Source organism: Rhodococcus sp. NPDC019647 (assembly GCF_044389235.1).
In the GTDB taxonomy this organism is placed as follows: domain Bacteria; phylum Actinomycetota; class Actinomycetes; order Mycobacteriales; family Mycobacteriaceae; genus Rhodococcus_F; species Rhodococcus_F oxybenzonivorans.
This window is the reverse complement of the sequence record NZ_JBIRXS010000003.1, coordinates 80,095-93,053: the sequence shown is the minus strand read 5'-3', so window position 1 is coordinate 93,053 and position 12,959 is coordinate 80,095. Positions and strand designations below refer to the sequence as shown.

At 66.7% G+C, this 12,959-nt stretch carries 13 protein-coding genes; 2 read left to right on the top strand and 11 right to left on the bottom strand.

The genetic code is table 11. The annotated features are described in order from the left end of the window. The first annotated feature begins 205 nt into the window (after window positions 1-205). Window positions 206-691: a hypothetical protein gene (locus ACH49N_RS07925; RefSeq protein WP_358271959.1), complete on the top strand. Its 486-nt coding sequence runs from the start codon at window positions 206-208 to the stop codon at window positions 689-691. A 73-nt stretch (window positions 692-764) separates the two neighbouring features. Here the strand turns inward: ACH49N_RS07925 and ACH49N_RS07920 are convergent, their stop codons facing one another. The 3 genes from ACH49N_RS07920 to ACH49N_RS07910 all read right to left on the bottom strand — a co-directional run bounded on the left by ACH49N_RS07920 (window position 765) and on the right by ACH49N_RS07910 (window position 4,471). Further along, the gene (locus tag ACH49N_RS07920) at window positions 765-2,426 is read right to left on the bottom strand and encodes an NAD(P)/FAD-dependent oxidoreductase (RefSeq protein ID WP_358271961.1); all 1,662 of its coding nucleotides are present in this window, start codon (window positions 2,424-2,426) and stop codon (window positions 765-767) included. A gap of 132 nt (window positions 2,427-2,558) precedes the next feature. Beyond that, entirely contained in the window at window positions 2,559-3,611 is a 1,053-nt protein-coding gene (locus tag ACH49N_RS07915) for a ferredoxin--NADP reductase (protein ID WP_358271963.1), read from the bottom strand. Between the two features lie 98 nt (window positions 3,612-3,709). Further along, window positions 3,710-4,471 carry an SDR family oxidoreductase gene (locus ACH49N_RS07910; RefSeq protein WP_358271965.1) on the bottom strand — a complete coding sequence of 254 codons (762 nt, stop codon included), beginning with the start codon at window positions 4,469-4,471 and terminating at the stop codon, window positions 3,710-3,712. Between the two features lie 111 nt (window positions 4,472-4,582). Between ACH49N_RS07910 and ACH49N_RS07905 the strand changes: the two genes are divergently transcribed. Continuing rightward, complete coding sequence (locus ACH49N_RS07905) at window positions 4,583-5,365, top strand: SDR family oxidoreductase (RefSeq protein ID WP_358271967.1); 783 nt, start codon at window positions 4,583-4,585, stop codon at window positions 5,363-5,365. A gap of 5 nt (window positions 5,366-5,370) precedes the next feature. On the opposite strand, the gene ACH49N_RS07900 is transcribed toward ACH49N_RS07905, so the two are convergent. The 8 genes from ACH49N_RS07900 to ACH49N_RS07865 form a co-directional block, all read right to left on the bottom strand. Further along, a complete protein-coding gene (locus tag ACH49N_RS07900; RefSeq protein WP_358271969.1) occupies window positions 5,371-6,183 on the bottom strand; it encodes a MaoC/PaaZ C-terminal domain-containing protein in 813 nt (270 codons plus the stop codon). A gap of 2 nt (window positions 6,184-6,185) precedes the next feature. Further along, a complete protein-coding gene (locus ACH49N_RS07895; RefSeq protein WP_358271970.1) occupies window positions 6,186-7,364 on the bottom strand; it encodes a lipid-transfer protein in 1,179 nt (392 codons plus the stop codon). Continuing rightward, window positions 7,361-7,795, bottom strand: coding sequence for a MaoC family dehydratase (locus tag ACH49N_RS07890; RefSeq protein ID WP_358271971.1), 435 nt, complete (start codon window positions 7,793-7,795; stop codon window positions 7,361-7,363). Before ACH49N_RS07890 ends, ACH49N_RS07895 begins: the two co-directional genes overlap by 4 nt. Beyond that, complete coding sequence (locus tag ACH49N_RS07885; protein WP_358271973.1) at window positions 7,792-8,904, bottom strand: acyl-CoA dehydrogenase family protein; 1,113 nt, start codon at window positions 8,902-8,904, stop codon at window positions 7,792-7,794. The genes ACH49N_RS07890 and ACH49N_RS07885 overlap by 4 nt, the downstream gene beginning before the upstream one ends. Next, on the bottom strand, window positions 8,904-9,842 hold the full coding sequence (locus ACH49N_RS07880) for a MaoC family dehydratase N-terminal domain-containing protein (RefSeq protein ID WP_358271975.1): 939 nt from the start codon (window positions 9,840-9,842) through the stop codon (window positions 8,904-8,906). Before ACH49N_RS07880 ends, ACH49N_RS07885 begins: the two co-directional genes overlap by 1 nt. Next, a complete protein-coding gene (locus tag ACH49N_RS07875) occupies window positions 9,839-11,005 on the bottom strand; it encodes an acyl-CoA dehydrogenase family protein (RefSeq protein WP_317766108.1) in 1,167 nt (388 codons plus the stop codon). The genes ACH49N_RS07880 and ACH49N_RS07875 overlap by 4 nt, the downstream gene beginning before the upstream one ends. 194 nt (window positions 11,006-11,199) lie before the next feature. Next, window positions 11,200-11,850, bottom strand: coding sequence for a GntR family transcriptional regulator (locus tag ACH49N_RS07870; protein ID WP_317766104.1), 651 nt, complete (start codon window positions 11,848-11,850; stop codon window positions 11,200-11,202). A 116-nt stretch (window positions 11,851-11,966) separates the two neighbouring features. After that, window positions 11,967-12,959, bottom strand: coding sequence for a transketolase C-terminal domain-containing protein (locus ACH49N_RS07865; protein ID WP_358271977.1), 993 nt, complete (start codon window positions 12,957-12,959; stop codon window positions 11,967-11,969).

Here is a 12,959-nt window from a genome sequence, read left to right as displayed (position 1 = left end):
TCGCTGTACGTCAAGAACACCCTCGGGGTGTGGTGCAGCTCATAGTCGGCTCGTCGCGTCCAGTGCGGTACCCAGCTCTCCCACTGAGCGAGAATCTTTCGCAAAGAACCCGGTTCCCCTCCCGTTGACAGGGAACGCGGCCGTCGCGCGGGCCCAGCACGATTAGCGTGCACTTCACGCTAATCCCTCGACATCGGGAGGACCGATGGCCGCCGCCACCACGACTCACACCCGCACAGCCTGGATTCGGCACCTCTGCGACGGCTCTCGCACGCCCGGCACAGCTCTTCCGGCAAGGGCCGTCGAGCAGGACTACGTCTTTCTGCACCCGGATCAGATGTGCGAGGACCTGCGCCTGCAGTCCCGGACGGACGGCACCGAGGTGCTGGTGCAGGGCCGGGATTCCGACGAGAGGCTCGTTGTCGAATTCTGGTCCAACGTCGTCGGTTCAGGGCCCGCCGACGCCGCAGCCGACCTACTCGAGCAACACTGTGGCGATCGGCATTTCGGAACCTTGCGCCGGTTCCGTACCCGTATTCGGCGAGAGATCACCACCGGCGCCCGGTATTCCGCTGCCGTGCAGCAGACCTACGTCCAGGACGGCGCCCGAATGGTGGACGTCACCGTCACGTGCACGCTCGGCGGTGACGTGCTCGCTCAGGCCTGGGCCACCTACGCGCTCCCCGAATAACTTTCGCGCTTTCCCCCACGAAATGGTCAGCCGCGCAGACAATTGCCTGCGCGGCTGACCATCGTCTCGGCAACTACCCCACCCGGTCGGCCAACCGAGTGCGAGACCGGCAGAAGTCGAAACCCCGAAATCCGTCGTCCGCGACTTCGGCCAAAATCTTGCCGTACGCACCGAAGCCGCCGATATACGGCATGAAGACGCGAGGCTTCCCCGGAATGTTCGCGCCCATGTACCACGAATTGGCCAGGGGGAAGAGAGTGGCGGACGCCAGCTCCCGGCAATGCTGCACCCAACGGTCCGTAGCCGGGACGGTCGCCTCGATCGCGTCGTGGTCGTTCTCCCACAGGTGCTCGATGCACGCCGCGATCCAGTCGATGTGCTGTTCGGCACCCAGCACCATGTTGGCCAGCACCGACGGGCTACCCGGGCCGGTCACGACGAACATGTTGGGGAACCCCGGAACACCGACTCCGAGATACGTCTTAGGCCCTTCGCTCCAGTACTCGGCGAGGGACACACCCGCCCGTCCCACAATGCGCATTCGATCGAGGGCGCCGGTCATGGCGTCGAAGCCGGTGGCGAACACCAGCGTGTCGAGGGTGTACTCGGTGTCGGTGGTGGAAATGCCCGACGGGGTGATGGACTCGATCGGTGTCTCTTTCAGATCCACCAGCGTCACATTCGGGCGGTTGTAGGTTTCGAAGTAGTGGGTGTCGGTGACGATGCGCTTGGTACCGATGGGGTGATCGTTCGGGATCAGCTTCTCGGCAATCGCCGGGTCGTCGACCAGCCGGCGAATCTTCTGCTCGGCGAATTCGCGTGCGGTGGCGTTGGCGGCATCCGTCTTGGTTTGATCGGGAAAGGTTTTCGCGAACAGGACCCCACCCAGCTTCCAGCGCTCCTCGTAGGCGGCGCGGCGTTCCTCCTCGGACACCTCCAGCGCAGACTTCGGATGCGCGTTGTACGGCGAGCCGCCGCCACTCTCGCGGGAGAGCCTGCGACGTTCGGCGTAACCGGCCTTGATCGCGCGCCGCATCTCGTCGTCCCACGACATATTGCCCGCGGGAACGCTGTAGTTCGCGCTGCGCTGGAACACGTAGAGGTGGTCCGCCTGCTCGGCGATGAGCGGGATCGATTGGATCCCCGACGACCCGGTGCCGATCACCCCGACCTTCTTACCGGTGAAATCGACCCCCTCGTGCGGCCAGTGACCGGTGTGATGGGTGTCGCCCGAGAATGATTCGCGCCCGGGAATGTTCGGCATATTGGCGGTGGACAAGGCACCCGTCGCGAAGATGCAGTACCGGGCCGTCAGGATGTCGCCGCGGTCGGTGCGCACCTCCCATCTCAACGATTCCTCGTCCAGCTCGGCCGACGTCACCCGGGTCTCGAACAGGAAGTGGTCCCTGAGGTCGAAACGGTCGGCGACGTGGTTGATGTACGCCAGGATTTCGGGTTGCGTGGCGTACTTCTCGGTCCAGTTCCACTCCTGCTCGAGCTCCGGGGAAAACGAGTACGAGTAGTCGACGCTCTCGACGTCGCAGCGGGCTCCGGGATAGCGATTCCAGTACCAGGTCCCGCCCACACCCGCGGCCGTTTCGATACCCCGGACGGTCAGGCCGAGGCTCCGCAGTTTGTACACGGCGTACAGTCCGGCGAATCCGGCGCCGACGACCACCGCATCCACGGTGTCGATCCGGTTCACACGAGCAGCATCTTCGGTGCGTGCACTCACGGGCGCGCTCCTCTCCCAGTCGATGGACATAGCCGGCAAAACGCCTGACTGGGACGGTAGGTGGAGACGGGCAGGGCGCCCCAGCCCCGTTCCCGGTGAGCGGTCCCCACGCCTGGCCGACGCTGGGTGTACTCAGAATTCGATTCGGAGGTGTTCGCTGACGGGTCGTGCCTGGCAGGCGAGAATGTAGCCGTTCGCGATGTCTTCGGGATCGAGTATCGCGGCGCTGTCCATCGAGACCTCTCCCTCGATCACCGTGCACGCGCACGAACCACATTCGCCCTCACGGCACGAGTACGGGACTTCGAGCCCCTTGGACAGCATGACGTCGACCAGGGTGGCTGTGCGTGGCCAGCTGAGGTTATGGGTGTCGCCGTCGAGCTGCACCTCGACCGTGGCCGTCGACCCCTCGTCACCGACCGGAATTTGCTCGACCTCAGGCGCGAACGGATCACCCGACAGCGAGGTGAACACCTCCGCGTGCACCTTGTTCCGCGGCATGCCGACGAGCGCGAGCGCCTCGTGAATTGCGCCCATGAACGGTCGTGGACCGCACACATAGGCTCGGCGGTCGTGCCACCGATCCGACAGACTCGCCAACTGCCGCGCAGTGGGCAGGCCCTGCACGCTCTCGAGCCAGTGCACGACGGTGAGCCGATCGTCGTGGCGGGAGGCAAGCTCGCGCAGCTCCGCTGCGAAGATGATCGACCTCTCGTCCCGGTTCGCGTAGAAGAGCATGACCTTGCCGCTGCCCTGGCTCAACGCGGACTTCAGGATCGACATCACCGGGGTGATCCCACTGCCCGCGGCGAACAGGAGCACGTCCTCGTCGAGATCGACCGGTGTGAATGCTCCTGCCGGCGGGAGAACCTCGATTCGGTCACCGACGTCGACGTGATCGCACAGCCAGTGGGAACCGTAGCCGTCCGCGGTGCGCTTGACCGTGACCTTCGGGAGGTCGTCGGTGAACGGCGAGCTGGCCAGCGAGTAGCACCTCGCCACCGAGCCGGATCGATCGCTCGGAATACGCAGCGTCAGAAACTGGCCGGGTCTGTAGGCGAATTCGTCTCGCCGTTCGGGCGGAACGTCGAATACCAATGATCGCGCCTCGGACGTCTCCTCCACCACAGCGGCGACGGTCACCACTACTGATCGTGAATTGCGCGGTGTTGTAACGGTCGTCATCGCGACGGTGCCCTCTCGGTATGGGAGTTCGATCCTGCCGAAACTAGCGGAGACCGGCGGCTACGGCCGTGGGCTTTCCCGGTGGGCGGGATCAGCCGTCAACCCCACCGGGACTGGCCACCGTCCAGCGGGATCGTCGCCCCGGTGAGGTAGCCGGCGTCCTCACCGACCAGGAAGACGACGGCGCGCCCGATGTCGGTTTCGGCGTCACCGACCCGACCGAGCGGAATACCCGCCACGAACTCGGCCGCCTCCTCCGGATAGTCGTTCATCCAGCGTTCGAGGGCCGGGGTCTTCGCGTGCGGCGCGACGGAGAGCACCCGGATGCCGTCGGTGCCCCATTCGCAGGCAGCCGACCGGGTCAGTGAGCGCATTCCCTCCTTGATCGAACCGTAGGCGCCGTAGTTGCTCGCGTCCCAGCGCACCGCCGCCGAGGTCACCAGATTGACGATCACGCCGCCACCGCGGACCTTCATGTGCGGATGGCACGTCTGCATCATGCGGAGCGTCGCGAGCGGTCCCGTCGCGAACGACCGCTCGTACTCCTCGTCCAGGACCGACAGGATCGGGCCCGGCTTGCAGTCGTTGGCGTTGTTCACCAGGATGTCCACTCCACCGAAAGCGTCGACGGTGCGTTCGACGGCGGCCACGATGTCGTCCCGTCTGCTGACGTCGCAGACGACGGGCACGCTGCGTGCCCCCAGCGCCGTGAGGCGTTCGCAGGTGCCGACCAGTTTCGATTCGGTTCGGCCCGCGACCGCGATGGCCGCTCCTTCCTTGGCCAGGGCGAGGGCGATCCCCTGTCCGATTCCCTGCCCCGCGCCGGTAATCAACGCGACCTTGCCGTCCAGCTTGCCCATACCCACTCCTGTTCGCCTACTATCGGTTTCGGTGCCGTCGGCCGACGGCCATTCTCATTTTTCGCTGAGCGTCGGTGTTTCTCACGCTCGCTCCGTCCCAGAGGACTTCTCGTGACTCTTCCCTCCCCACTCGATTTCCGGAACCGCGCCGTGGTCGTCACCGGCGGCACCAAGGGCATCGGATTCGTCATCGCCCAGTCGTTCCTCGAGGCGGGCGCCGACGTCCTCGTCTGCGCGCGCACTCGCCCGGATGTGCTTCCGGCACACGGCGACCGCACCGCGGCTTTCCGCGCGACCGACGTGCGCGACGCCGACGACGCCGCCGCGCTGATCGACGACGCCGTCACCCGGTTCGGCCGCCTGGACGTGCTCGTCAACAACGCGGGCGGCTCCCCCGACGCCGACGCGGCCACCGTCTCGCCGCGCTTCGTCGAGAAGATCATCGCCTTGAACCTGTTGGCGCCCTTCACTGTCGCCCAGTCGGCCAATGCCGTGATGCAGCAGCAGCCCGAGGGCGGTGCCATCATCAACATCGGAAGCGTCTCCGCTCACGACCCCCAGCCCGGCACGGCCGCGTACAGCGCCGCGAAAGCCGGTCTGCTCGTCCTGACCAAGGCGCTCGCGCTCGAATGGGCCCCGAAGGTGCGGATCAACCACATCACCACCGGGCTCATCCGCACGGACAGCGCCGCGACGGTCTACGGCGACGACGGTGGAGCCGCCGTCACCCGTACTCTGCCCATGGGCCGGATGGCGGTGCCGTCGGACATCGCGGGCGCCTGCCTGTTCCTGGCGAGCCCGCTGGCGTCGTACGTCAACGGTGCCGATCTCGCCGTTCACGGTGGTGGCGAGTACCCGGCCCGCTTCCTCGCCACCCACCCCGACCGCTCGTGACGCCGCTAGCCGAACGCCGCGCGGGCCCCGGCGATCACCGGGTGCCCGCCGTGGACGAGCTCGAACGACGCGGCAGCCGCGTCACCCCACGCCCGCAGAACCGGTGAGTCGCCAGGGAACACCGGGGCGGCGAACCGGCCCTCCATTTCCACCAGGTCCGCGGGGTGTACGCCCAGTTGCCGCGCCAATTCGAGGGTACTCGCCGCCAGTGTGCACAACCCGTGCATGATCGGCCGGGGCTGGCCGATCCGGGCGGCCGCCGCCGGGTCGATGTGAATGTGGTGCCGGTCCCCGGTCAGCCGGTACAGCGCCGCCTGATTTTCTGCAGTGTTCACCACCGCCTCCACGGTCGGCTCACCCTCTGGCCGAGCCGGTTTCGACGGCCCACGCTCCCCGCCGAATCCACCCGTCCCTGGCGCGAACAGCGACCAGGTGGCGACGAAGAAGTCGGACTCGACGCGCACCTCGAACACCGCCGCCGACCCCTTGTCCCACACCTCACCCACCGATGCCGACAGGGCGATGTCACCGCGGCGTGGGAGCGGCGCGCGCACCGTCAGGTTCTGCGAGCCGTGCAGCGCGGTCTTCGTGTCGAAGGCACCACGTGATCCCAACTCGTCCGGTGCCCACTGCGCGAGAGTCAACGCGAAGGTGGGCAACACCCGCAGCCGGTCCTCGAAGACGAGGTCCAGTTCGGTGGCGCGGGCGCCCACCGCCAGCGCATACAGAATCGCGTCCCGCTCGTCGTAGGCCACGGTACGAGTGCCGAGGTCCTCGCCTCGCCACGCCGCCGCAGACCTGTTTTGTGTGCTCGTCATGTTCAGTCCTCACTGCTCAGGATCAGGCCGCTGGTCGGTACTGCCGTGCCGGCGGTCACCAGCACATTGCGAATGTCGTCCGGTTGAGTGGTCGAGGTTCCGCGGATCAGCCGGACTGCCTCCGCGATCCCGTTCACCCCGTGCAGGTACGCCTCGCCGATCTGCCCACCGTGGGTGTTGGCCGGCAGACGCCCTCCCACCTCGAGGTTGCCCTCGCGGATGAAGTCCTTGGCCTCGCCCGGCTTACAGAAACCGAGCTCCTCGAGCTGTGGCAACACCAGCGGGGTGAAGTGGTCGTAGAGGATCGCGGCCGAAATATCCTCTGACGTCAGACCACTCTGCCCGTACAACTGCCGGGCCACCAGTCCCATCTCGGGAATTCCGGTGATGTCGGGCCGGTAGTAGCTCGCCATCATGTGCTGGTCCTTGCCGGAACCTTGAGCGGCGCCCGCGACGAAAGCGGGTTTGTGCGCCAGGTCGCGAGCGCGCTCCGCCGACACGATGACGAGCGCCTGACCGCCATCGGTTTCCTGGCAGCAGTCCAGTAGGTGCAGGGGTTCGGCGATCCACCGCGAGCTCTGATGGTCCTCGAGCGTGATGGGCCGTCCGTAAAACCAGGCCGCAGGATTGTCGGCGGCATGCTTGCGTGCGACCACCGCGACTCGCCCGAAATCCTCACTGGTGGCGCCGTACTGGTGCATGTAGCGGCGCGCGAACATGGCCACCCACTGCGCCGGCGTCGACAGTCCCTGTGGTGTCAGCCAGGCATATGCGGCCCGGTCGGCGGTGCTGTCCATGGGCCGGTCGTGCTGGCCGAGTCCGTACCGCACCCCGGATCGTTCGTTGAAAGCGCGATAGCAGACCACGACGTCGGCGATTCCGGTGGCGACGGCCATCGCCGCCTGCTGCACGGTCGCGCAGGCGGCGCCGCCGCCGTACCCGATGCGGGAGAAGAACTTCAACTCTCCGATGCCCGTGTTGCGGGCGACGAGCACCTCGCCGTTGGTTTCCGCGGTGTAGGTGGACAGCCCGTCCACCTCTGCGGGGTCGATGCCGGCGTCGGCGAGTGCCGCGACAATCGCCTCACACGCCAACTGGAGTTCGCTGCGTCCGGAGTTCTTGGAGAACTCGGTGGCGCCGATGCCGACGATGGCGGCCGCGCCCGACAATGGGCTGATCACTGAACTCCTCCCGCGGCCCGGGCGACGGTGACGGTTCCGGTCACGTGATCACCGAGGCTGTTGGCGCCGCGCACCTTCACGGTGACCACCCCGGCCTCGTTCGAGATCACCTCGCCGGTCAACGTCAGTACGTCACCGGGATAGTTCGGGGCACCCAGGCGAATCGTTATGCGTCGCAACGACGCCTGCGGTCCCGCCCAGTCGGTCACGAACCGCCCCACCAGGCCGTTGGTGGTGAGGATGTTCATGAACACGTCCTTCGAGCCACGCTCGACGGCCAGTGCGGGGTCGTGGTGGACATCCTGGAAGTCCCTGGTGGCCAGTGCGGTGGCCACGATGAGGGTGCGGGTCAGCGGAATTGCCAGTTCGGGCAGGCTCGACCCGACCTCGACCTCGGTCAGCGGGCGGAGGGCACCAGTCGCGGTGCTCATGCGACCACCTCGACCCCGGATGCGAGCAACGCACCGAGCCGTGCCAGGTCGGAGGCGGAGCCGCCGAGGGTGGCCGCGAGTTGTTTACCCCACAGCAGGTGGCGGTGCACCGGGTAGTCCGTGTCCACGCCGATGCCGCCGTGCACGTGCTGGGTTCGGTGCACCACCCGCTGACCGGCGTCGGTAGCCCACCACTTGGCCACCAGCACCGCAGTTCCCGGGTCTTCACCGTTCGCGAGGAGCCACACGGCTTGCCACAATGTCACCCGCATCGCCTCGAGATCGATGTAGCAGTCCGCGAGTTGATGAGTGACGGCCTGGAAGGTGGCGAGTGGGCGACCGAACTGGTTGCGTTCGTTCAGGTAGGTCACGGATCGACGCACCGCCCCCTCTCCGACACCCAGTTGCAGTGCGGCAAGGGCTAGTTCGACCCTCTCCTGAAGCCAGTCGGGTGTGGTGCCGTCCGCGGGACCGAGAAGCTCCGCGGGTGTCGCGTCGAACGTGACGTTCGCGCAGATTTCGTGGGTGGTCGATGCACCCCGTTCGGCGGTCACTCCCTCCGACCGCGGGTCGACCAGGAACAGCGCCGCACCGGACGGGGTCGTGGCCGACACGACGACCCGTTCGGCAGCGTGCATCACCGGGACCGCGGCTTTCGCTCCGGTCAGCCGCCATCCGCCGTCGACTTCGGTGGCCGTCGTCGACGGGACCCCGTCTCCGTAGGGCCCGAATTCTTCGATTCCGATGGTGAGGAACAGGCTGCCGTCGGCCGCGGAGGACACAAGGGCGTCCCGTTGGTCCGGTGTCCCGTACTCGCAGATCGCGAGCGCGCCGAGCACGTGTGGCCACAACGGAACCGGGGCCACGTGCCTGCCCTGCTCCTCGAGGAGGACGTAGAACTCGGGCAGACCCATACCGCCGCCACAGAGATTCTCCGGGAGCGCGATTCCGAGGAGACCGGTGGCGGCCAGTTCACGCCAGAGGTCTCCGTCGATGCGCTCCGCGGAGGATTCGACCTGCTTGATCCGCTCGGGGGTTGCCTTCGCTGCAAACACATCGGAGGCAAGTCCGCGGACCGCCTGCTGTTCCTCGCTGAAGGTGAAATCCATCAGTGCTCCCTCGATCGTTGGGGCCGGAAGGCGGGGAGCGTAAGTTCGGGATCGGCGTCGATCCAGTCGAGCTCCACCGGCATTCCGATAAAGACGTGTTCGGGTTCGACGTCCGTCATGTTCGCGATCAGGCGTGTGCCCTCTTCGAGCTCGATCACCGCCACGATCAGGGGGTAGTCGAAGGCATCGATCTTCGGGTGGTGATTGACGACGAATGTGTAGACGGTGCCGCGACCGCACGCGTCGACGGTGTTCCACTCCGTGGAGCGGCACTGCCCGCACATGGGTCCGGTCGGATGCCGCAACACACCGCACCGGGCGCAGCGCTGGATCACGAGGCGGTGCTCGCGCGCAGCCTCGAACCAGAACGCGTTGTCAGCGTTGAGGGCCGGGCGCGGACGAAGAGCACGCGGGGCCGCTTTCGGGGTGGGCCGGAAGCGGAGAGTCCGCCACCGCTGGGTGCCGACGACGACACCGTCACCATTTCGGTACGTCTTGAGGGTGGTGACGAAATGCCCCGCTCCGAGACCCGTCTGCTTTTCCTCGGAGACGGCTTCGACCACCTCCGTCGCGCTCACCCGCTCCCCGGGACGCAGCTCGACGAAGAACTCCTGATCGGAATCTGTCGCCACCACCGAGGTGAACCCCGCACTGTCGAAGGTCTCGATCAGCTCGGTCCAGACGTCGGACGGATCGGCACCGGACATCTTGTCGGCGTACGTGCGCATCGTCCACACCTGCAACATCGACGCCGGGGCGATGGCGCCCTCACGTCCGGTGTCGCGTGCGGCGTCGTCGTCGAGGTAGACGGGGTTGGAGTCACCCATCGCCTCGGCCCAGTGCCGGATCATCGGAGTGTTCACCGGGTCGGGACCCCACGTGGCCGGGACTATCGTCCGGCCTTCGAAGGCGCGTAACCGGGCGAGTAGGTCACTCACTTCGCCCTCTTCTCGCGCACCAGGCCGAGACCTCGAGTGCCCACCATGTCCCGCAGCACTTCGTTGACTCCACCACCGAACGTGTTGACGACGCTCTGCCGGGAAATCTGCTCGATCTGCCCCGCCAGGACGGCCCCCGGCGAACCGGGGCGCAACCGGCCGGCGGCACCGAGAATTCCGAGCAGCGCCCGGTACACGTCGACGTGCGTTTCGGTGCCGTAGGTCTTGGTGGCGCCCGCGTCGGCGCCCGACAGTGTGTCGTTCGCGACGGCGGCCGTCATCTTCCAGTTCAGCAGACGCATCGCCTCGAGCTTGGCGTGGGTGCGCGCGAATTCGATTTGCACCCAGGGGATCTCGAGGGCGCCGTTCGCCCTGGCCCAGTCGAGTACCTGATGCCACAACCCGAGTGTGCGGCCACCGAGGGCCGCGAGGCCGATGCGCTCGTGATTGAGTTGGGCGGTAATCAGCTGCCACCCGCCGTCGACGGCTCCGACCACGTCCTGATCGCTGACGCGGATTCCGCTGTAGTAGGTGGAGGTGACCGTCAGACCGCCCACCGTGGAAATCGGTGACCAGCTGAACCCGGGGTCGTCCGTCGGCACGATCAGAATCGAAATACCCCGGTGTTTGGGCGCTGTCGTATCGGTGCGGCAGGCGAGCCACACGTAGTCGGCCGTATTGGCCCCGCTGGTGAAGATCTTGTTGCCGTCCACCACCCAGGAGTCGCCGTCGCGGACCGCCCGCGTCTGCAACGACGCGAGGTCCGTGCCGGCGCCGGGCTCGGTGTATCCGATGGCGAAGACGATCTCACCGGCCAGGATGCCGGGGAGAAACCGTGCCTTCTGTTCCTCGGTGCCGTACTTCATCAAGGTGGGGCCGACGGTGTTGACGGTGACGAAGGGAAACGGCAGTCCTGCCCGTTGCACCTCGTCGAAGAACACGAATTGCTCCTCGACCGACCGGCCCTGCCCGCCGAATTCGACGGGCCAGCCGATACCCAGCCAACCGTCCTTGCCGAGCAGTCGCACGATCTCGCGGAAATGCTCCCCGCCCACGCCCTCCTCACCCGCGATACGCCGCTTCTCCTCGGGCAGCAGTGCCGCGAAGTAGGCGCGCAACTCCCTCCGGAGTTCCCGCTGCGCGGGCGATTCCCTCGAGTCCATCAGCGTTCTCCTCATGCCTGTCGCTACGTCCGTTCGCGTGGCTGCAGCGAACGTCGTTCTGGACGCTAACCAGCGCCCAGGCGCCTCGGTGGCGATGTCTCGGTCACCGGGAGGTGGGCATCGCAGAGGTCGGGGGCCCGCTGGAATTGCCGGGCCGGCCTGCGTGGTGGAGACGAGGATTCGTCGGGGGGTGTTCAGGCGACGAGGTTCGCTGCTGCCCAATCCATGTGGGTCTGGATTGCACGGGCGGCGTCATCGGCGTCACCGGTTTCGATGGCGTCGACGATGGCGCTGTGGCGGCCGACGTCCATGTTGCCGACGGCGCGATCGAGGCCTGCGAACATGATCGACATCCGGATGGACCCTTCGAGGGAGATCCACGAGTGCACCAGTGTGTCGTTGCCGGTGAGAGCGCACATGGTGCGGTGGAAGTTCAGATCGGCCTCGATGCGGGCTTCGAGAACGGCGGTGTCCATGACCTCGAGGGCAGCGCGCAATTCCGCGATGACGGTGGTGCGGTCGGTCAGGCCGGCGAGTTCCCGGACCGCCAGCGCCTCGAGTGCTGCGCGAACGGCGAAGATGTCGCGGATCTCCTTGGAATCGAGATGCCGGACATAAAGGCGACCGCGCGCGCCTGCCGTGATCAATCCTTCTTGCTGGAGCTGCCGCATCGCCTCGCGAAGCGTGCCGCGGCTGATCTGCAGCTTCTCGGACAGTTCGGTCTCCACGAGGGGGCTGCTCGGCGCGAGTTCCCCGCTGGTGATCGCGACCCGCAGGGCGGCGACGGCTTGCTGACGGAGACTGGTCTTCTCCAGCCCGAGCAGTGCGGCGGGTTGTCCGGCCATGGTTGCCTCCGTGGGATCAGCGATCAACTGTCGACAAAGGTCTGTTGACAGCAACCTGTTGACAGCCATCGTACTGCCCCCGCCGCCGGGCCTACGGCGAGGGCCGTACGAGTTGGTCATGCCAGTTCGCCCAGAACCTTGGCGACGATACGGTCCGTGCTGAGGCCGTACCGTTCGTGCAGGGTAGGCAGGGCGCCCGCGTCGAGGAACTGGTCGGGCAGGGCGATCGGAACGATACGTTTGCCGAGTCCGGCAGTGACGACGGCGGCGGCCACGGTTTCGAAGAGACCGCCGATCACGGTGTGGTTCTCCAGGGTGACCACCAGCCGGTCGGTGTTCACCTCGGCGAGGACGGTCTCGGCGTCGAACGGTTTGATCGTGGGTGTGTGCACGACCGCCACGTCGACGTTGTGCTCGGCGAGTCGGTCGGCGGCCTGCAGCGCGCGCATCGTCATCAGCCCGCTGGTGACGAAGACGACGTCGTTGCCGCCGCGGAGCACCTTCGCCTTGCCGAGCTCGAAGCTGTAGTCGTACTCGTCGAGCACAGTCGCGACCTTCCCGCGCAGCAGCCGCAGGTAGGTGGGGCCGTCGGAGGCGGCGAGTTGCGGGACGGCCTGTTCGATGTCCACCGAGTCGCAGGGGTCGACGATGGTGAGGTTGGGGATGCCCCGGAAGATGGCCATGTCCTCGGTCGCCTGGTGGCTGGGACCGTAGCCGGTGGTCAGGCCGGGGAGTCCGCCGATGATGTTGACGTTGAGATTCGGTTCGGCGATATCGAGGCACAGAAAGTCGTAGGCGCGGCGCGCGGCGAACACCGAGTACGTGGATGCGAACGGAACCAGCCCGGTCTCGGCCATCCCGGCGGCGGCGCCGAACAACAGTTGCTCGGCCATCCCCATCTGGAAGAACCGGTCGGGGAACTCCTGCGCGAAGATGTGCATGTCGGTGTACTTGGCGAGGTCGGCGGACAGGCCGACGATCTTGTCGTTCTCCCGTGCGGCTTTCACGAGGGCGTGTCCGAACGGCGCCGTGGTGGTCTTCTGGCCGTCGTCGACGAACGAGGCGATCATCGCCGACGTCTTGAGCTTCGGCTTACTGGCGGTGGTCAT

Bases quoted from the DNA above. Each gene is read 5' to 3' on its own strand.
- ACH49N_RS07925 (WP_358271959.1), top strand. From the start codon at position 206: ATGGCCGCCGCCACCACGACTCACACCCGCACAGCCTGGATTCGGCAC.
- ACH49N_RS07915 (WP_358271963.1), bottom strand. From the start codon at position 3,611: ATGACGACCGTTACAACACCGCGCAATTCACGATCAGTAGTGGTGACC.
- ACH49N_RS07910 (WP_358271965.1), bottom strand. From the start codon at position 4,471: ATGGGCAAGCTGGACGGCAAGGTCGCGTTGATTACCGGCGCGGGGCAG.
- ACH49N_RS07900 (WP_358271969.1), bottom strand. From the start codon at position 6,183: ATGACGAGCACACAAAACAGGTCTGCGGCGGCGTGGCGAGGCGAGGAC.
- ACH49N_RS07890 (WP_358271971.1), bottom strand. From the start codon at position 7,795: ATGAGCACCGCGACTGGTGCCCTCCGCCCGCTGACCGAGGTCGAGGTC.
- ACH49N_RS07885 (WP_358271973.1), bottom strand. From the start codon at position 8,904: ATGGATTTCACCTTCAGCGAGGAACAGCAGGCGGTCCGCGGACTTGCC.
- ACH49N_RS07875 (WP_317766108.1), bottom strand. From the start codon at position 11,005: ATGGACTCGAGGGAATCGCCCGCGCAGCGGGAACTCCGGAGGGAGTTG.
- ACH49N_RS07870 (WP_317766104.1), bottom strand. From the start codon at position 11,850: ATGGCCGGACAACCCGCCGCACTGCTCGGGCTGGAGAAGACCAGTCTC.
- ACH49N_RS07865 (WP_358271977.1), bottom strand. From the start codon at position 12,959: ATGACCACCGCCAGTAAGCCGAAGCTCAAGACGTCGGCGATGATCGCC.